The organism is Sorangiineae bacterium MSr11367 (assembly GCA_037157805.1).
GTDB classification, from domain to species: domain Bacteria; phylum Myxococcota_A; class Polyangia; order Polyangiales; family Polyangiaceae; genus Pendulispora; species Pendulispora rubella.
The window spans coordinates 2,855,730-2,871,986 of record CP089983.1; the positions used below are offsets into that span (position 1 = coordinate 2,855,730).

The 16,257-nt window shown below is 67.3% G+C and carries 20 protein-coding genes; 7 read left to right on the forward strand and 13 right to left on the reverse strand.

The genetic code is table 11. The annotated features are described in order from the left end of the window. Window positions 1-2: 2 nt before the first annotated feature. Window positions 3-1,271 (reverse strand): beta-lactamase family protein, encoded by a 1,269-nt coding sequence (locus LVJ94_11460; protein ID WXB07846.1) that lies wholly within the window; start codon window positions 1,269-1,271, stop codon window positions 3-5. 60 nt (window positions 1,272-1,331) lie between these two features. Here LVJ94_11460 and LVJ94_11465 point away from each other — a divergent pair, with 60 nt between their 5' ends. Continuing rightward, entirely contained in the window at window positions 1,332-2,006 is a 675-nt protein-coding gene (locus LVJ94_11465; protein WXB07847.1) for a TetR/AcrR family transcriptional regulator, read from the forward strand. Here the strand turns inward: LVJ94_11465 and LVJ94_11470 are convergent. Genes LVJ94_11470 through moaA form a run of 4 tightly spaced genes read right to left on the reverse strand, consistent with a single transcriptional unit; the run spans window position 1,944 to window position 4,856 of the window. Next, complete coding sequence (locus LVJ94_11470; protein WXB07848.1) at window positions 1,944-2,279, reverse strand: AzlD domain-containing protein; 336 nt, start codon at window positions 2,277-2,279, stop codon at window positions 1,944-1,946. The genes LVJ94_11465 and LVJ94_11470 overlap by 63 nt on opposite strands. Next, window positions 2,276-3,010 carry an AzlC family ABC transporter permease gene (locus LVJ94_11475; GenBank protein WXB07849.1) on the reverse strand — a complete coding sequence of 245 codons (735 nt, stop codon included), beginning with the start codon at window positions 3,008-3,010 and terminating at the stop codon, window positions 2,276-2,278. The genes LVJ94_11470 and LVJ94_11475 overlap by 4 nt, the downstream gene beginning before the upstream one ends. Before the next feature lie 54 nt (window positions 3,011-3,064). Further along, window positions 3,065-3,898 (reverse strand): AraC family transcriptional regulator, encoded by an 834-nt coding sequence (locus LVJ94_11480; protein WXB07850.1) that lies wholly within the window; start codon window positions 3,896-3,898, stop codon window positions 3,065-3,067. Window positions 3,899-3,917: 19 nt separating this feature from the next. Further along, complete coding sequence (gene moaA, locus LVJ94_11485; protein WXB07851.1) at window positions 3,918-4,856, reverse strand: GTP 3',8-cyclase MoaA; 939 nt, start codon at window positions 4,854-4,856, stop codon at window positions 3,918-3,920. A 125-nt stretch (window positions 4,857-4,981) separates the two neighbouring features. On the opposite strand from moaA, the gene LVJ94_11490 reads away from it, so the two are divergent. Both LVJ94_11490 and moaD read left to right on the forward strand, forming a co-directional pair. Beyond that, window positions 4,982-5,500, forward strand: coding sequence for a molybdenum cofactor biosynthesis protein MoaB (locus tag LVJ94_11490; GenBank protein WXB07852.1), 519 nt, complete (start codon window positions 4,982-4,984; stop codon window positions 5,498-5,500). A gap of 2 nt (window positions 5,501-5,502) precedes the next feature. Beyond that, complete coding sequence (gene moaD, locus LVJ94_11495) at window positions 5,503-5,754, forward strand: molybdopterin converting factor subunit 1 (protein ID WXB07853.1); 252 nt, start codon at window positions 5,503-5,505, stop codon at window positions 5,752-5,754. Here moaD and LVJ94_11500 read toward each other — a convergent pair whose 3' ends face one another. The 7 genes from LVJ94_11500 to LVJ94_11530 form a co-directional block, all read right to left on the reverse strand. Continuing rightward, window positions 5,755-6,207 carry a molybdenum cofactor biosynthesis protein MoaE gene (locus tag LVJ94_11500; protein WXB07854.1) on the reverse strand — a complete coding sequence of 151 codons (453 nt, stop codon included), beginning with the start codon at window positions 6,205-6,207 and terminating at the stop codon, window positions 5,755-5,757. Window positions 6,208-6,215: 8 nt separating this feature from the next. Next, window positions 6,216-6,689, reverse strand: a complete 474-nt coding sequence (gene moaC, locus LVJ94_11505) for a cyclic pyranopterin monophosphate synthase MoaC (protein ID WXB07855.1) — start codon at window positions 6,687-6,689, stop codon at window positions 6,216-6,218. Further along, window positions 6,686-7,894 carry a molybdopterin molybdotransferase MoeA gene (locus LVJ94_11510; protein WXB07856.1) on the reverse strand — a complete coding sequence of 403 codons (1,209 nt, stop codon included), beginning with the start codon at window positions 7,892-7,894 and terminating at the stop codon, window positions 6,686-6,688. The genes moaC and LVJ94_11510 overlap by 4 nt, the downstream gene beginning before the upstream one ends. A gap of 13 nt (window positions 7,895-7,907) precedes the next feature. Next, window positions 7,908-8,813, reverse strand: a complete 906-nt coding sequence (gene genX / locus LVJ94_11515) for an EF-P lysine aminoacylase GenX (protein ID WXB07857.1) — start codon at window positions 8,811-8,813, stop codon at window positions 7,908-7,910. Beyond that, entirely contained in the window at window positions 8,810-9,520 is a 711-nt protein-coding gene (locus LVJ94_11520) for a TetR/AcrR family transcriptional regulator (GenBank protein WXB07858.1), read from the reverse strand. The genes genX and LVJ94_11520 overlap by 4 nt, the downstream gene beginning before the upstream one ends. Window positions 9,521-9,693: 173 nt before the next feature. Next, entirely contained in the window at window positions 9,694-9,954 is a 261-nt protein-coding gene (locus LVJ94_11525) for a flagellar biosynthetic protein FliQ (protein ID WXB07859.1), read from the reverse strand. A gap of 33 nt (window positions 9,955-9,987) precedes the next feature. Continuing rightward, entirely contained in the window at window positions 9,988-10,371 is a 384-nt protein-coding gene (locus LVJ94_11530) for an MSCRAMM family adhesin SdrC (GenBank protein ID WXB07860.1), read from the reverse strand. A 101-nt stretch (window positions 10,372-10,472) separates the two neighbouring features. On the opposite strand from LVJ94_11530, the gene LVJ94_11535 reads away from it, so the two are divergent. The 4 genes from LVJ94_11535 to LVJ94_11550 all read left to right on the forward strand — a co-directional run bounded on the left by LVJ94_11535 (window position 10,473) and on the right by LVJ94_11550 (window position 15,266). After that, window positions 10,473-11,261 (forward strand): SDR family oxidoreductase, encoded by a 789-nt coding sequence (locus LVJ94_11535; protein WXB07861.1) that lies wholly within the window; start codon window positions 10,473-10,475, stop codon window positions 11,259-11,261. 185 nt (window positions 11,262-11,446) lie between these two features. After that, the gene (locus LVJ94_11540) at window positions 11,447-13,792 is read left to right on the forward strand and encodes an SDR family NAD(P)-dependent oxidoreductase (GenBank protein WXB07862.1); all 2,346 of its coding nucleotides are present in this window, start codon (window positions 11,447-11,449) and stop codon (window positions 13,790-13,792) included. After that, on the forward strand, window positions 13,789-14,664 hold the full coding sequence (locus LVJ94_11545) for a patatin-like phospholipase family protein (protein WXB07863.1): 876 nt from the start codon (window positions 13,789-13,791) through the stop codon (window positions 14,662-14,664). The genes LVJ94_11540 and LVJ94_11545 overlap by 4 nt, the downstream gene beginning before the upstream one ends. After that, window positions 14,661-15,266: a TetR/AcrR family transcriptional regulator gene (locus LVJ94_11550; protein WXB07864.1), complete on the forward strand. Its 606-nt coding sequence runs from the start codon at window positions 14,661-14,663 to the stop codon at window positions 15,264-15,266. The genes LVJ94_11545 and LVJ94_11550 overlap by 4 nt, the downstream gene beginning before the upstream one ends. Here the strand turns inward: LVJ94_11550 and LVJ94_11555 are convergent. Further along, complete coding sequence (locus tag LVJ94_11555) at window positions 15,237-16,169, reverse strand: hypothetical protein (protein ID WXB07865.1); 933 nt, start codon at window positions 16,167-16,169, stop codon at window positions 15,237-15,239. The two genes, LVJ94_11550 and LVJ94_11555, sit on opposite strands and share 30 nt — an antisense overlap. Window positions 16,170-16,257: the final 88 nt, after the last annotated feature.

The window sequence follows — 16,257 nt, forward strand, 5'->3', positions numbered from 1 at the left end:
GTTCACTTCGTACCGTAAACCGCATTCCGCATGGCGTCGGGGAATGCGCCGATCATGCCGGCGAAGGCGGTATTCGTCAGGACGACGACGCTGAGCTTTTCGGCAGGGTCGATGTAGTAATTGTGGCCCCAGGCGCCGCCCCACTGCAATGTGCCCGGGTGGGCGGGGTTGCCGGCGTCGGGCGTCTTCAAGACGGCGAAGCCATAGGAGAATCCCCATTTGCCGCCGCTTTGCAGGGCCTCCAGATTGCCAACTTGGTTCGTGGTCATCGAGGCGGCGCTCGCGGGGCGTAGCATGGTGCTTGCGCCGGTGCGCACGGCCTCGAGGAACTTGATGTACGCGTCGGCGGTGCCGACCATGCCGGCGCCGCCGGAAGCGTAGGAGCGCGCGTCGAAAACGCGCGACGGCGAGAAGGTCACGATGCCGTCGAAGAGCGAGACCGGCTGCGGATCGGCCATGCGCGTCGCACGCGGATTGCCATCGGCGTATGGCACTGCGAGGCGCGCGTGATCGGCGGGGGGCGAGAACGAAGCGTCCATTCCTAGCGGGCCGGTGACGAGGCGCGCGACCACGTCGGGGAGCGGTGCGCCGCCGGCCTTCGCGATGACCGCACCGAGCACGTCGATGCCCAGGGAGTAGTTCCACTTCGTGCCCGGCTCGAAGAGCAATGGCGCGCGGCCGAGGCGCGCAAGGTTCTCCTCGATCGAAAGGCCCGGTTGATCCAACCCGTCGGAGACGCGCTCGCGGTGGTACGGGCCCTCGCCCTTGGGCTCGAAAAAGCCATAGTTCAAGCCCGACGTGTGCGTCACCAGCTGCCGCACCGTGATGACCGGCACGCGGCCGTCGGCGAGGTGCGGGCGAAAGCTCGGCAGGTACTTCGTCACCGGATCGTCCAGGTTGAGCGCGCCGCGATCGACCAGCGCGAGCACTGTGGCGGTCACGATGGGCTTGGTCGCCGAGGCCAGGCGGAACGGCGTGTCCTCGCGCATGGGCACGTGGCCCTCGCGGTCGGCGAAACCTGCAGCCCGGCGGTAAACGATCACGCCGTCCTTGGCCACGATGGTCACGCTGCCGACGATGCGGCCTTCGGCGACGGCCGCGTCGAGCACCGCATCGACCCGCCGTGCGAGGGCCTCGTTCGCGGGGGCGGGCGCGGCGACCTTGGAGGACGAGGTCGAGGCCGTGTTCACCACCGGCCTCGGCTCGGCACATCCGAAAAGCGCCGTGGAGAGAGAGAACGCGATGAGGCCGACCGCGAAATTGAATTTCATAGTGATCGCTACGGTAAGGAACCCCTAGCAACCCGTCAAGGTGAATATATAGTGAACACTATGAAATCGGATCGCACGCGGGGACGACCGCTTTCGTTCGATCGAGCGGCCGCACTCGAGGCGGCGTTGGACCTGTTTTGGCGCAGTGGGTACGACGCCACGTCGGTCGCCGAGCTGACGGCGGCCATGAAGATCACGCCCCCGAGCCTGTACGCCGCCTTCGGCAGCAAGAAAGACCTGTTCCTCGAGGCGGTCGCACTCTACGAGCGCCAACACGGCCTGCTGTCTCTGCGAGCCCTTCAGGACGAGGGGTGCACGGCGAAGCAAGCGTTCGAACGCTGTTTCGCCTTCTTGGCGGAATCGTCGACCAACCCCGAGCACCCTGCGGGCTGCTTCATCGTGCTCGCGGCCACGAACTGTTGCGCCGACTCGCAGGACGTCGAAAAAGCGCTGCGCGACAAGCGTCGCGCGAGCGAGAAAATCCTGTGCGATCGCATCGTGCGCGGCATCGAGCAGGGCGAGCTGCCCGCCGACACGAACGCCGCGGAGCTGGCGAAGTTCTACGGCGCGGTCATCCAGGGCATCGCCGTGCAAGCCCGCGACGGCGCGAGCCGCGAAGACCTGGAGGCCATCGCACGCCGCGCGCTCGACGCGTGGCCGTCTGCCATCGCGTCAGCCCCCAAGAAGAAAGCGAACGGCGTGAAGCGCGAGCATGCCCGAAGTCAGGGTGAGTAGCACGCTGCGCGTGGCCAGCGCGCACACCAGGGCGACCAATGCCGCAAGCAAACGCGGGTCGAGCGGATTCGTGACCAGCGCGCCATCGCGCACCACGATGGCCGGCGCCACCAGCGCCGCGAAGGCCGCCGGCGGCACGAACCGCAACAGGCGCTTCACGCGCGGATTGCCCAACACGCTGGCCTCGAGGTTCGAACCGAACTCGATGCACGAGAGCCGGTAGGCGAACGTAGCCGCCCCCACGGCGAACAGTGTCAACCACGTCCCATTCATGCGCGCGTGCCCTCCGGATTCGCGGACGGCTTCGGGCCGCCCATGAAGACTTCCCACATGGCCCCCGCGGCGATGCCGACCAGCATCGCGCAGAAGAGCCCCAACTTCAGCGGCACGGCCACCAGCACCACCGACGCCACGGCACCGAACAGTGCGGCCACGCGGCTCGGGCCATCGCCCAACGACGGCACCAGGAGCGCGACGAAGGTGAGGGGAATCGCGAAATCCAGCCCCCACGCCGGCGAAAGCTGCGCGCCCATCGTCACCCCGAGGAGCGTCGACGCGTTCCAAAAGGACCACAGGGTGAGCCCCGCCCCGAGAAAATGCCAATGACGCTCGTCGGGCTGCGGTGGCTTCTCCGCCGTCTCGACGTACCGCCCGATGGCCACGGCGTACGCTTCATCGGTGAGCAGGTACGCGAGGGCCAGGCGCCACCTTCGCGGAAGCCGGCCGACGTGCGGCCCCAGCGAGGCGCTGTAGAGCACGTGGCGCACGTTCAAGATGATCGCCGTGAGCAGGATCACGAACGGCGAGCCCCCCGCCGCGAGCATCTGCGCGATGACCAGCTGCGCCGAGCCGGCGAACACGATCGACGACGAGAGTTGCGCCGCGAGCGGCGACATGCCCGACTGCACGGCGAGCACACCGTAGATCATGCCAAAGGGGACCACGCCCAGCTGCATGGGCAGCTCGCGCCGCACGCCGAGCAGAAACTCGTTCCATCGGGTCATCGCAGTCCATGGTGTGGATCCCTGCGTCCCGGGTCTTGAACGTTCGTGCGGTGCCTAGCGCCCCGCGAATCGCGCCGGGGTCACACCCATGGTTCGCTTGAAATGTCGCGTCATGTGGGCCTGGTCGGCGAACCCGACCTGCATGGCCACCTCGGCAGGGCTCGATCGCGCGCGCAGCAAGCGGCACGCTTCGACGACCCGCCGCTGCACCACGTACCGATGCGGGCTCATGCCCGTGGCATCGGCGAACTGACGCGCGAAGTGAAAACTGGAGAGCCCCGCCGCGTGCGCCAGCTCGCCCAAGGTGAGCGGCTCCGCGTAGCTGGTCTCCGCCAGCTCGATCGCGCGGCGCACCCCTGCAGATGCCCGCGCGGGGTGCCGCGGCAGCACGAGCACGCCCTCCGCGTAGCGCTCGACCAACGTGGTGAGCAGCCCCGCGAAGCGCGACTCGCGTTCGAGCTGCGGCTCGCCGTGCTGCGAGGCCACGTGCATCGCGCGCATCGCCGACGCGACCTCGGGATCGTTGATCACGGTCTTTCCGAAGTGCGGCAGCCCCGTTTTCCCCGCCGCCTCCGCGGCCCGTTCGAACAGGTGCGTCGGAATGTAGAACATGCGGTACTGCCAGCCATCGGGCGCGCCCGGCTCGCCGGTGTGCGCCTCGCCCGGTTCGACGACGACCATTTCGCCGGCCTCCGCCACGCGATTGTGCCCGCGGTAGCGGTACGCTTCCACGCCGCGTTCGATCATGCCGATGGCGTATTCGTCGTGGCAGTGCGGCGAAAATCGATGCGAGACGAAGCGCGCCAGCAGAAACTCGGTGCCCCCGAGATCCGCATCGCGCCAGAAACGCGCTTGCTCGGCTCCGCAGGTTTCGTCGTGGCCGCTCATCGCACCCGCCTGGCCCGTCTCACCCGCCGATGGCCCGAATGGAAACCGTCGCGGCGCTTTCCTCGGTGCAGCCGCGGAACGTCTCGCCGTCGGGCTTCATCTTCCAGGCCTCGTGCACGAGGGTGTCGATGAGGATGGCATCGCCGGCGCGTGCGGCGTCTTCCGCGGAAAGGCCGTCGTTCGTCGCCAGGCACGGACGCAGCGTACCGTCGCTGGAGACGCGAAGGCGGTCGCAGCCCTTGCAATAGGTGTCGCTCGTGCCGCTGATGAAGCCGACCTTGAGCCGTGCATCGTGGCGGGCGCGCACGTACCGCGCGGGGCCGCGGTCGGTCTCGCGCACCGGCGTCTCGTCGACGAGCCACTCGGCGAGTCGCTCGCGCATTTCGGCGGCGGGCACGACGCGGTCGCGCATGGTGGCGCCCTCGCCGATGAGCATCACCTCGAGGAAACGCGGCACGATGCCGCGATCCCATGAATAGCGGAGAAGATCGGGCAGCTCCTCGTCGTTCTCACCGCGGAGGACGACGGCATTGAGCTTCACTTCGTCGAAGCCGGCCGCACACGCGGCGTCGATGCCTTCGAGCACCGTGTCGAGGTGCCCGCCGCGCGTCAGCCGCGCAAAGCGCTCGGCGTCCAAGGTATCCAGTGACACCGTGATGCGCCGGAGGCCGGCGTCCCGAAGCGGGCGCGCAAGCTTGGCGAGGCGCGTGGCATTCGTGGTGAGCGCCAGGTCTTCCAGCGGGAGTGCGGCCAGGCGCTCGATGACCTGCACGACATCGCGATGGAGCAGCGGCTCGCCGCCGGTGAGCCGGACCCTCCGCACCCCGGCCCGAACGAGCCCGGCCGCCATGGTGGCCCACGCATCGAGATCGAGCCGGCGCTCGAGGTACCCATCGTGCCGGTTCGGGCGGCAGTACAGGCACGCCAGATCGCACCGATCCGTGAGCGAGAGACGCACGGCACGAGGTTGGGCGCGCTCGGTCTGAGCGGCTGGTGCGATGGGGAGATGAAACGACGTGGTCAAGAGGCCTGGTTCGATCTACGCGTAGCGTGCGTACCTAGTTGTGGGAAGGGTCTTTGGTCATGGCAAGCGAGACACGCAAGTTAAGCATCGCAACGGTCACGGTGAGTGATACCCGCACGAAGGAGACGGACGAGTCTGGCACAATCTTGGCCGAACGTCTTCTGGCCGCGGGTTTTTCCGTCGTGGAGCACCACATCGTTCCTGACGATCCCGACCAGGTGAGTACGCTCGTCCGCCGATTGGCCGACGGGGGCATCGATGCGGTCGTCCTTTCAGGCGGGACGGGCATCGCGCCCCGCGACAACACCTACGAGGTGCTCGACGCGATGTTCGACAAGCGCCTCGACGGCTTTGGTGAAGCCTTCCGACGTCTGTCGTGGGACAGCATCGGTCCCCGGGCCATTCTGTCCCGCGCCACGGCCGGCATCGTCGGCAAGACCGTCGTTTTCTCGCTGCCGGGCAGCCCCAACGCCGTGCGCCTCGCCGTCGATGCGATCATCGCGAAGACCTTGGAACACGCGGTGGCGCTGGTGTCGGGCCAAAAGGTGCAGCACCATCATCACCGGGAAGGTCACTGAGCATGCACGTACGCGTTCTCTATTTCGCAGCGGTGCGCGAGCTCGTCGGCCGTGACGAAGAGTCGCTGGAGCTACCCCGCGACGTCGCCACGGTTGGTGCATTTTACACGTACATCGCGTCGGTGCATCCCGAGCTGGCCGGCCGCATGGGCCACGTTCGCATCGCCCGGAACGAAGCGTTCGCCACGCAGGACGAGATCCTCGAGCCCGGCGACGTGCTCGCGCTGATCCCGCCGGTTTCGGGCGGCGCCTGATCAGTGGTCGTGGCCGTGCTCGTGATCGTGGCCGCAGCGGGCGTCGACCCAGCCGACCCACCAGGCGCCCTCGGGGCCGTATTCGCGTTTCCAGATGGGGACGCGCTCTTTGATGCGGTCGATGAGCAGGCGGCAGGCCTTGAACGCTTCGCCGCGGTGGGGGGCGCTCGCGGCGCAGACGACGGCGATGTCGCCGACCGACAAGGCCCCGACGCGGTGGAGCGCGGCCAGGCGCACGCCGGGGATCTCGCGCTCGATTTCCTCGGCGATGCGTACGAGCTCGGCGCGGGCCATGGGCACGTAGGCTTGGTACTCCAGCTTGACGACGGCGCGTCCTTCGTTCTGCTCGCGCACCACCCCGAGGAACGTCGTCACGCCGCCGGCGCCCGCATGCGAAACGTCGCGCACGGCCTCGTCCGACGAAATAGGCTCTTCTCGAATGTCGAGCAGCATGGATGCTCCTATCGTTTCGGCTTTCGCGTGTAGTCGCCGCTCTTGCCGCCGGTCTTCTCGACCAACGCCACCTCGTACGAGATGGCGCGGTCCACTGCCTTGAGCATGTCGTAGAGCGTGAGCGCGGCCACGCTCGCCCCGACCATGGCCTCCATTTCGACGCCGGTGCGGTCGCGTGCTTCCGTGGTGCAGGCGATGTCGACGCCGTCGCCGCGGGGCGTAAGCTCGATGGTCACGCGCGTGAGCGCGATGCCGTGGCAAAGCGGAATCAACTCCGGCGTGCGCTTCGCCGCCATGATGCCCGCGATGCGCGCCGCCGCGAGCACGTCGCCCTTGGGGGCCTTGCCCGCGCGAATCAGGCGCACCGTCGCGCGCTGCATGGTCACCCGCGCGTGCGCAGACGCCCGTCGCACGGTGATGTCCTTCGCGCCAACGTCGACCATGTGGGCTTCGCCCTGGTCATTCAAGTGCGTCAGCTTCATGCCCCGAGTTCCTCCAGCAAATACACCTCGACGTCCTCTCCCTCGGCGAGCTCCGTTCGCTCCGCCGGTACGACCATCAAGGCGTTGGCGCGCGCCAGCATCGCCACCGCGCCGCTCGCCTGGTTCTCCAAGCTCGTCACGATCCACGAAGCCCCCTCGCGCACCAGCGATGCCCGCGCGAACTCCAGCCGCCCCGGCTCGCGGGTGATCGCTCGGCCGGTTCGCGCCCGCCATGAGCGGGGAAGGGGATCGCCGTCGCCCTGCATCGCGCGCAGCAGCGGCACGCCGAAGAAGGCGAACGTCACCATCGCCGACACGGGATTGCCCGGGAGCCCCAACACCACCGTGCTCCCGCGCTTGCCCAGCGCCAGCGGCTTGCCCGGCTTCATCGCCACCTTGTAAAAATCGAGCTGCACGCCGATCGCCTCGAGCGCCGGTCGCACGCGATCGTGATCGCCCACGCTCACGCCGCCCACCGAGATGACCACGTCGGCATCCGCGAGCGCCGCCTCGAAGGCTTGCATGGTCGCGTTCAGATCGTCCGGCACCAGCGGCGCCACGGCCACGGTCGCGCCCGCGCGCCGTGCCATTGCGGCGAGGCCGAGCGTGTTCGACTCCGCAATCGACCCCACGGGGCCGGGTGTGCCCGGGGAGCGAAGCTCGTCGCCCGTCGCCAAGAGCACCACGCGCGGACGCCGCGTCACCGTGAGCCATGCGCGATCGACGGTGGCGGCCAGCGCCACGTGGGCCGGTCGCAGGCGCGTGCCCTTGGCGATCGCCACCGAGCCCGCCCGCAGGTCGTCGCCGCGCTTGCGCACGAAGTGCCCCGAGTTCACCGTGCGCGTGAACCGCGCGCGGTCGCCGTCGCGTTCCACGTGCTCCTGCATGACCACGGCGTCGGCCTGCGCCGGCAGCGGCGCACCCGTGAAGATGCGCGCCACGGTGTTCGGTGTGAGCGCATCCAGCGGCTCGCCGGCACGGCTTTCACCGCGCACCGGAAATTCCCAAGGCCCATCGCCCGCGAAATCCGCCGCGCGCACGGCGTAGCCGTCCATCACGCTGCCGTCGAACGCGGGAACGTCGACCGGACAGAGCACGTCTTCCGCCAGCACGCGCCCGGCGGCCTCCTCGAGGCCCACGCGCTCTGCACCCATGCGGGGTGCCATCGCCAAAACCCGTTGCTGCGCCTCACCAAAGTTCAGCATGACGGCCGTAACGCTATAACTCGTCGTCGGCGAAGGCCATCACGTTGCGGATCTCCGTCGTGCCCGACGCGACGGCAATCAGGCGATCCAGCCCCACGGCGTTGCCGCCCGAAGGGGGCATCCCACGTTCGAGCGCCTCGAGGAATCGCTCGTCGATGGGGTACACCGGCAGGCCGCGGGCTTTTCGCTCGCGTTGATCCTGCTCGAAGCGCGCCCGCTGCTCGATGGGATCCGTGAGCTCGCCAAAGCCGTTGCAGAGCTCGACGCCGGCCACGTACGCCTCGAACCGTTCGGCCACCCGCGGATCGCTTGCCTTTTTGCGCGCGAGGGACGCCTGCGGTGCCGGGTACTCGGTGAGGAACACGGCATGATCGAGCTCCGCGATGCGTGGCTCGACCTGGTCGATCAAGGTGAAGAAAAATCGGTCCTCGTCGGAGCCGGCCATCTCCAGCGTCTCGTCCGGCGTGACCTTCGCGTACGCCTCGAAGGCCTCGCACACCGTCATGCGCGCGAAGGGGGCGCGCGTCGAAATGCGGCGCTCGCCGAGCACCACTTCGCCGCCGGTCACGGCCTCGACGAGGTCCTCGGTGTCCTTCATCACGTCCTCGACCCCTGCGTTCGCCCGGTAAAATTCGAGCATGCTGAACTCGGGGTTGTGCCGCGAGCCAAACTCCCCTTCGCGGAACGCGCGCGTGATCTGGTAGATGCGCTCGTAGCCTTCGGCCAAGAGGCGCTTCATCTGGTACTCGGGTGAGGTGCTCAGGTAGCGCGTCCCCACCTGGAAGGCTTGCAGGTGCAAATCCAGGCCGGGGGAGGGGATGAGGAGCGGCGTCTCCACCTCGAGAAAGTCGCGCCCGTCGAAGAACGCGCGTACCTCACGCAGGAGCTCGGCGCGGCGCCGAAGCTGTTTTTCCCTCACGGCAAGAGTCCGCGCAGAAGCACGTCGGCGAGCTGCTTGGCGGAGCGCACCAGCGCACCTTGCTCCGCGCGACCCAAGGCCCAGAGCAGCGCGATGCTGTCGAGCGCCCCGTAGGTGGCCCGCGCCACCAGGTGCGGCGAGACGTCCTTGCGGAAGTCGCCCGCGTTCTGACCTTCGACCACGACTTGCGCGATGGCATCCAGGTACGCGCCGAACTTGGGCGCGGCGTACTCTTTGATGAGCTTCGACGATTGCCGGATGATGACCGTGATGACCTCGGCCAGATCGCGCTCGCCCTCGAGCAAACCGAGCTGCAGCTCGATCACGCGCCGCAGTTTCGCCGGGGCGTCGGGGAGGTTCGACAGCTCCGCGTTCATGTGCACGAGCAACTTGTCGACCCGGTCCTCGAACAAGGACACGAGGAGCTCGTCCTTCGATCGGAAGTACAGGTAGATCGTCCCGTCGGCGACGCCCGCGGCCTTGGCCACCTCGCTCACGCGGGTTCCGTGAAAGCCGCTCTTGGCGAAGACTTTGACGGCGGCCGCGAGGATGCGCTCGCGCTTGTCGCCACCGCGCGTGCGCGGCGGCTTCGTAGGCAACCCGGAGGTCTCCGGCTTGCCGGAGCCGACTTTCAACGCAGAGGCCTCCGGCTTGCCGGAGCCGACTTTCAACGCAGAGGCCTCCGGCTTGCCGGAGCCGACTTTCAACGCAGAGGCCTCCGGCTTGCCGGAGCCGGCTTTCAAACCAGCGGGCGCACTCTCGGCGCGCCTCGAATTCGGCTTGGTGGGCGTGGCGGGGGGGGTGGCGGCTGTCCGTCGCATTCGACTGAGTGACGATTCAGTCACTTGGCGGACGTAGCAAAACGTGTGCTAGAGGTCAATCACCCGCGTGCAATGAGAAAGACCCTCGCGGCGTATGCAGCCACTTCGTGGGCCATCCACGGGCCCAAAATCGCGAGAACGGCGATGACGGCAAGCAGCCTCGGCAGATGGGCCAAAGTTGGGTCCTGAATCTGGGAGGCGGCTTGAAAGGCTGCGACCAGCAAGCCCACGACGGCGGCTGCGGCCACGACAGGGAGGGAAAGCGCGACCGTAAGCATCAGCGCTTCTTGTGCATGTTGGATCAGCGATCCGATGGGCATGCGCGTCCCTTTCGTGGGCGGGTTCGTCGATGGTCAGCCTGCGGCGTCGGCGTCGGTTCCAGAGTCACTCGGGGCGTCGACCGGTGCGTCTTGCCCGCTGTCTTGCGTTTGCCCATCGGCATCCGAGCCCGAGTCGCCTGGCGCGCCCGTGTCGGTCGGCGTGGTGGCGTCGTTCGCGGTGGTCTCGCCACGGCACGCGGCCGACGACGACGACGTGCGCGGGTTCGGGCAGCAGCGGAACTGCGAGCCCGAGGGGCCGTTTCCGACGGAGACGCATTCGAGGTTCGACTCGCAATCGGAATTGCCGTTGTCGATGGAGCAGCGTTCTCCCTCGGCCTGATTGGAACATCCGGGAGCAAATGCTGCTCCGAGGGCGCCGAAAACGCAGAAGGCCACGACAAGAAAGCGGGTTCTCACGGCGCCAGGTGTACTCGAACTTTTTCCGCTTGGGTAGCTCTCACTCGCTTCAAAGCACGGTAAAGCACGGTAAGGAACGAAACGTAGACGAGAGGCAAACCATGAAATTGAACGAGCTGAAGGTCATCATCACGGGTGGAGCGCAGGGAATGGGCCGTCACTTCGCCGTGCGGCTCGCGCAGGCGGGGGCGCACGTGGCGATCGCGGACGTGCTCGAAGTCGATCGGGATGCGATCGTTGCCGAGTCACGCGAAGGGGCTACGGATCCCGGTACGCTGGCCGCGCGCATCCACAGCCGCAAGGTCAACGTGGCTGACGAGAAGGAAGTGGCCGAGTTGGTCGAATGGGCGCATGCGTCCATGGGCGGACTCAATGGCCTGATCAACAACGCAGGCATCCTGCGCGATGGTCTCCTCGTCAAGAAGGACCGGGAGACGGGCGCAATCAAGACGCTGACCCTCGAGCAATGGAACGCGGTCATCGGCGTGAACCTCACCGGCGCCACGTTGGTGGTGCGCGACACCGTGAAGAAGATGGCCGAAACGGGGACCAAGCCCGGCGTCATCGTGAACATGTCGAGCATCGCGCGCTACGGCAACCGCGGGCAGTCGAACTACTCGGCGGCCAAGGCCGCGTTGGCGGCGAACACGCGCACGTGGTCGCAGGAGTTCGCGCCCTTCGGCATCCGCGTCGGCGCCATCGCGCCCGGCATGATCGAGACGCCGATGACGCAGGGAATGAACCAGAAGGCGCGCGATGCATTGGTCGCCGCGATTCCGGTGGCGCGCATCGGTCTGCCCGAGGACATCTGGGTCGCCGTGAAGTTCGTCCTCGAGTGTGACTACTTCAACGGGCGCACCATCGACGTCGACGGCGGCCTCAACATGTAAGAACCAGGAGAGAATTCACAGGAAGACGGGAAGACGGGAAGATCAGAGGGAATTTTATTGGGTTTTGCTGGGCCCATCGGAAAACCCTCTCAACCTTCCTGTCTTCCCGTCTTCCTGTGAATCTCTCTCTGGGAGCCGTCCAATTGGGTTTGAATTAACGGAATGACGTGTCATTCTTTTGACCCATGCAGACCACGTCGACCCGGGTTCTCATCATTGGCGGCGGTTTTTCGGGCCTGGGGATGGCGATTCGCCTTCTCCAGCAGAAGGTGAAGGACTTCATCGTTCTGGAGAAAGCGGCTCAGCTCGGCGGGACGTGGCGCGAGAACACGTACCCCGGTTGCGCCTGCGACGTGCCCTCGCACCTGTACTCGTATTCGTTCGCGCCCAAGACGGACTGGAGCCGCGTCTTCGCCCCGCAGCCGGAGATCCAGCAGTACACGTTGGACGTGGCCGCGCGGCATGGCGTGCTGCCGTACGTGCACTTCGGGACGGAGGCCCTTCGCGGCGTCTGGGACGAGGATCGGCAACGCTGGCGGGTCGAAACGAACAACGGCATCTACGACGCGCAGTTCATCGTGCTCGGCCAAGGGCCGCTGCACGAGCCGCGCATTCCCGACTTGCCCGGCCTCGACGCGTTTGGTGGCGTCGCATTTCACTCGGCGCAGTGGCGTCACGATCGCGATCTCACCGGCCGGCGCGTCGCGGTCATTGGCACCGGTTCGTCGGCGATTCAATTCGTTCCGCACATTCAGCCCAAAGCCGAGCGCCTCGTGCTCTTCCAGCGCACCGCGCCGTGGGTGCTTCCCAAGCTCGATCATCGCATCCCCAAGGCCGAGACCTGGGTCCTGGATCATGTGCCGCTCGTGCGCCGCGGATTGCGCGGGACGATTTATGCCCTCACGGAGATGCTGCAAATCGCCCAGCGCAACCCCGCGGCGATGCAGCAGGTTCAGCGCATCGGCCTCGCGCATCTGCGCCGCCAAGTGCGCGATCCCGAACTGCGCCGCGCCCTCACGCCGAAGTTTACCCTCGGGTGCAAACGCCTCCTGCTCTCCAACACGTACTACCCCGCGCTGCAGGCGCCGAACGTCGAGGTCGTGCCCCAGGCGGTGACGGAGATCACCAAGCGCGGCATCGTGGGGGCCGACGGCATCGAGCGCGAGGTGGACACGATCATCTTCGGCACCGGCTTTCACGTGACCGATTCGTCGGTGCCCAAGCGCATCGTCGGGCGCGGGGGACGCACGCTGGACGACGTGTGGCGCGGCAGCCCCAGCGCGTACCTCGGGACGACGTGCCACGGCTTCCCCAATGCGTTCTGCATGATCGGCCCCAACACGGGCAACGGCCACGGTTCGGCGTTCACCATCATCGAGGCGCAAGCTCGTTACATCGCCGACGCCATCGCCACCGCCCGCCGCGAGCACATCGCCTCCATCGACGTGCGCCCGGGCGCGCAGCATGCCTGGAACCAGCGCGTGCAAGCGGCGCTGTCCACCAGCGTGTTCAATGCGGGCGGCTGCGCGAGCTACTACCTCGACGATCACGGGAAGAACAGCACCATCTACCCGTGGACGACCATCGACATGCAACGCCGCATGCGCCGCTTCGACGCCGACCGCTACGAGCTCCACTACCAGAGTTCGCCCGTGCGGCGTGCGCCCGTACCGATTGCGCTGGAGGGCGCGGTGGTGGCGATCACTGGCGGTGCACGCGGCATCGGCCTGGCGACGGCGCGGCGTTTTGTCGAGAAGGGCGCCTTCGTGTGCATCGGCGATCTCGATGGGGATGCCGCCCGCGAGGCAGCGTGCACCTTGGGGCCGTACGCGCGGGGCTTCGAGCTGGATGTCGCGCGGCGGGCGTCGTTCGAGCGCTTCGTCGCAGCGGTCGAGGCCGAGGTGGGGCCCATCGAAGTGCTCGTGAACAACGCCGGCGTGATGCCCACCGGGCGCTTTCTCGAGGAGTCCGACGAGACGGACCGGGCGGCCATGGGCGTGAACCATTGGGGAACGTCGCTGGGGATGAAGCTCGTGCTGCCACGGATGATCGCCCGTGGGCGAGGGCACGTCGTCAATGTGGCATCGCTCGCGGGGAAGTTCGAGGTGCCCTGGATGGCCACCTACGTCGCGAGCAAGCATGCGACGGTGGGCCTCACCGGTGCAGTTCGGCACGAGATCGACGGCACCGGTGTTACCCTCACCGCCGTCATGCCTGCCGCCATCAAAACGCGCCTCAGCGCCGGTATTCCACTCGACGGCCTCTTCGCTCGCGATCCCGACGAGGTCGCGTGCGCCATCGTCGACAGCGTGCGCACGCGCCAACCCGACGTCGTCGTGCCGCGCGCCTTCCGTGCCTTCGTGCCGCTCTATGCCGCGGCTCCCCGCGCGCTCATTCGCTGGATCATCAACGCGGTCGATTCCGAGCGCATGCTCGGCGGCGCCACGGAGCGTGCGCGCACCGAATACGAAACTGCCGTGCGTGCACAAGGCTCCGGCGCCGCGCTCGAAGTGGGAATGGCGGCAGAATGAGGCGTGGACTCGTGCTTGGTGCCGGCGGCGTCGTCGGCTACGCCTGGACCGTGTGTGCCCTGCGCCGTCTCGAAACCGAGACCGGTTGGGATCCGCGCAAGGCCGATCTGCTCATGGGCACCTCGGCGGGCTCCATCTTGGCGACCGCGCTGGCCGCGGGGGTGAGCACGTCCGATCTGCTCGAGTCGCTCCGCAAGAGCGTGCACCGCGGCGTCGCACCCGATGCGCGCGATCACCTGCCGCCGACCCCTCGTTGGCGCCCGCTGTCCTTGCCCATGGTCCGCGCCGGGCTGCGCCGCGAGATCCCCATCCATGCCGCCATGGTGGGGCTCTTGCCCGAGGGGCGTGGCGATAGCAGTGCGCTGGCGCGGTCGATCGACCGCCTCGTTCCCGAAGGCCGATGGGTCGAACATCCGAACTGCCTCGTCGTGGCCGTGGACTGCGAATCCGGCAAGCGCGTCGCCTTCGGTCGCGATGAGCACACTAGCTCGCGCGAGGCCGTTCGCGCGTCGTGCGCCGTGCCCGGTTGGTACGCGCCCATCGCGATTGGCGGCCGCCGGTACATGGATGGCGGCGCCGTTTCGGCCACGTCCCTCGATTTGGTGGCGCACGAGGCGCTCGACGAGGTGTACGTCATCTCTCCGATGACATCGACGCGCTACGTCCGCGCTTCGTCCATTGGCGAGTTCTTCGAGCGCGGCCTGCGCCATGTCATGTCCGCGGCGCTCGAGCGCGAGGTGCGTCCTTGCGAGCGCGCCGGAAAACGTGTGCTGCGCATCGAGCCGACGGCGCCGGAGCTCGCGCTCATGGGGGCGAACTTCATGGATCCCCGGCGCCGCGCATCGATGCTAGATGCGTGGTTCCCAGCATGAGGCGAAGGCTCCAGACCGAGAAACTCGACCAGCGCCGCGAGGAGATCCTCGACGCATCCGAACGTATCTTCGCGCGCAAGGGCTACCACGCGGCGGGCATCGCCGACATCGCCGACGAGCTCGGGCTGGGGCATGGGACGTTCTACCGCTACTTCAAGAACAAGCACGACATCGCCTTGCAGGTCTTCGACCGGGTGATGATGCGCTTCACCGCCATCGGGCTGGAGGAAGACCCGAGGGCGAGCAACTCGATCGAGGATTACCGCGCGCAGACGATGCGCATCCTGCACCGGTGGCTCGCGCTCGCGGAGGAGCAGCCGCACCTGCTTCGCTTCTTCCACGAGCAGACGGTGGCCGTCGACATGGATCGCCTCGCCCATGTCATCGAGGCGTACACGCTGCAGACGGCGATCTTTCTTCAGAACGGCGTCGACAAAGGCTTCTTGCGCGCGGACCTCGATGTGCGCGCCACCGCGGAGGTGCTGGTGGCGCTCATCTTCGAAGGAACCCGCCGCGCGCTCGGCATGCCCGACGCCGATGCGCGGCGCCGTTGGGTCGACGCGGCGATGAACTTAATGTTCGACGGCATCCGCGCGGGCTGACGTCGTCGAGGGGGCCTGTGCCGTTTTCGACTCGGGCGGCGCGACGGTGAGCTTGGCCTCGTCGTGGGTAAGCGCCATGATCGTTCCAACGATGCCGCCGACGAGGGCGACGCCGAGGCCCACGCCAATCATGGTGTAGTCCCGCTCCGTTTCGCGGCAACGGTAAGATCCGGCGCTATCCTGGCCACAGTTGATGTCTCCTTGATTGTGACCCACGACCGCCGCCGCGATGCCGCCGCCGACGCTCGCAATGCCGATGACCAGGCCCGCGACGCGCACGTCCAAGTTGGACGTGTAGTCGATTTGGATCTTCGATGGCCCACGCACGATGAGCGGCACGTCGATGGGCTTTCGCCCTTCGTAAGAGACCGCGAGCGTCTGCTCGCCCTTGGGAACTTCGGCCTCACAGGGCGCGGCGCAGACGTTCGCGTAGGTCTTTCCTTTGCCGGAGAACAGCACGGGGCCGCCGACGTGGTTGCCCCAGCCAAACGACCAGCCATGCCCTTCGAAATTCGTCTGGCTGACGAGGGATTTGACCACCACGCCGGGCTCGTTGGCCACGAAACTCAGCTTGGATCGGGGCTTCGGCTGCTCCTCGGTCTGCGGTGAAGGGGCCGGTGGCGGCGTCGTCGGGATCGTCGTAAGGGGGGCCGTCGGCGGGGGCGCTGCCGGCGCCGTCTTGTCGGGGCCCGCGTAGTCGACCTCCGCCATCGGGAAGCGCCGCGTCTCACCCGAGCCAAGCCGGATCTCGACGTGATCACCCACCATGAGATCCACGATGGTGCCGCGCATCATGCTGCCGTTCTTCAGGCGAACGACGTCAGATGCCTCCTGGCCAAAGGCCGAGGTGGCGATGCACAAGGAAGCGAGAACGAGCGGGACGAGCCCCCGACGGACGAACATGGCGCGGCAGAATCCAGCAACGACTCCATCCGCGCCACAAAAACAATGGGTACAACGGAAATATCCGCGAAATTGGCCCTTCGCAGGC

Coding starts and splice junctions, on each gene's coding strand:
- LVJ94_11460 (WXB07846.1), bottom strand. CDS start 1,271: ATGAAATTCAATTTCGCGGTCGGCCTCATCGCGTTCTCTCTCTCCACG.
- LVJ94_11465 (WXB07847.1), top strand. CDS start 1,332: ATGAAATCGGATCGCACGCGGGGACGACCGCTTTCGTTCGATCGAGCG.
- LVJ94_11470 (WXB07848.1), bottom strand. CDS start 2,279: ATGAATGGGACGTGGTTGACACTGTTCGCCGTGGGGGCGGCTACGTTC.
- LVJ94_11475 (WXB07849.1), bottom strand. CDS start 3,010: ATGACCCGATGGAACGAGTTTCTGCTCGGCGTGCGGCGCGAGCTGCCC.
- LVJ94_11480 (WXB07850.1), bottom strand. CDS start 3,898: ATGAGCGGCCACGACGAAACCTGCGGAGCCGAGCAAGCGCGTTTCTGG.
- LVJ94_11490 (WXB07852.1), top strand. CDS start 4,982: ATGGCAAGCGAGACACGCAAGTTAAGCATCGCAACGGTCACGGTGAGT.
- moaD (WXB07853.1), top strand. CDS start 5,503: ATGCACGTACGCGTTCTCTATTTCGCAGCGGTGCGCGAGCTCGTCGGC.
- LVJ94_11500 (WXB07854.1), bottom strand. CDS start 6,207: ATGCTGCTCGACATTCGAGAAGAGCCTATTTCGTCGGACGAGGCCGTG.
- moaC (WXB07855.1), bottom strand. CDS start 6,689: ATGAAGCTGACGCACTTGAATGACCAGGGCGAAGCCCACATGGTCGAC.
- LVJ94_11510 (WXB07856.1), bottom strand. CDS start 7,894: ATGCTGAACTTTGGTGAGGCGCAGCAACGGGTTTTGGCGATGGCACCC.
- LVJ94_11525 (WXB07859.1), bottom strand. CDS start 9,954: ATGCCCATCGGATCGCTGATCCAACATGCACAAGAAGCGCTGATGCTT.
- LVJ94_11535 (WXB07861.1), top strand. CDS start 10,473: ATGAAATTGAACGAGCTGAAGGTCATCATCACGGGTGGAGCGCAGGGA.
- LVJ94_11540 (WXB07862.1), top strand. CDS start 11,447: ATGCAGACCACGTCGACCCGGGTTCTCATCATTGGCGGCGGTTTTTCG.
- LVJ94_11545 (WXB07863.1), top strand. CDS start 13,789: ATGAGGCGTGGACTCGTGCTTGGTGCCGGCGGCGTCGTCGGCTACGCC.
- LVJ94_11550 (WXB07864.1), top strand. CDS start 14,661: ATGAGGCGAAGGCTCCAGACCGAGAAACTCGACCAGCGCCGCGAGGAG.
- LVJ94_11555 (WXB07865.1), bottom strand. CDS start 16,169: ATGTTCGTCCGTCGGGGGCTCGTCCCGCTCGTTCTCGCTTCCTTGTGC.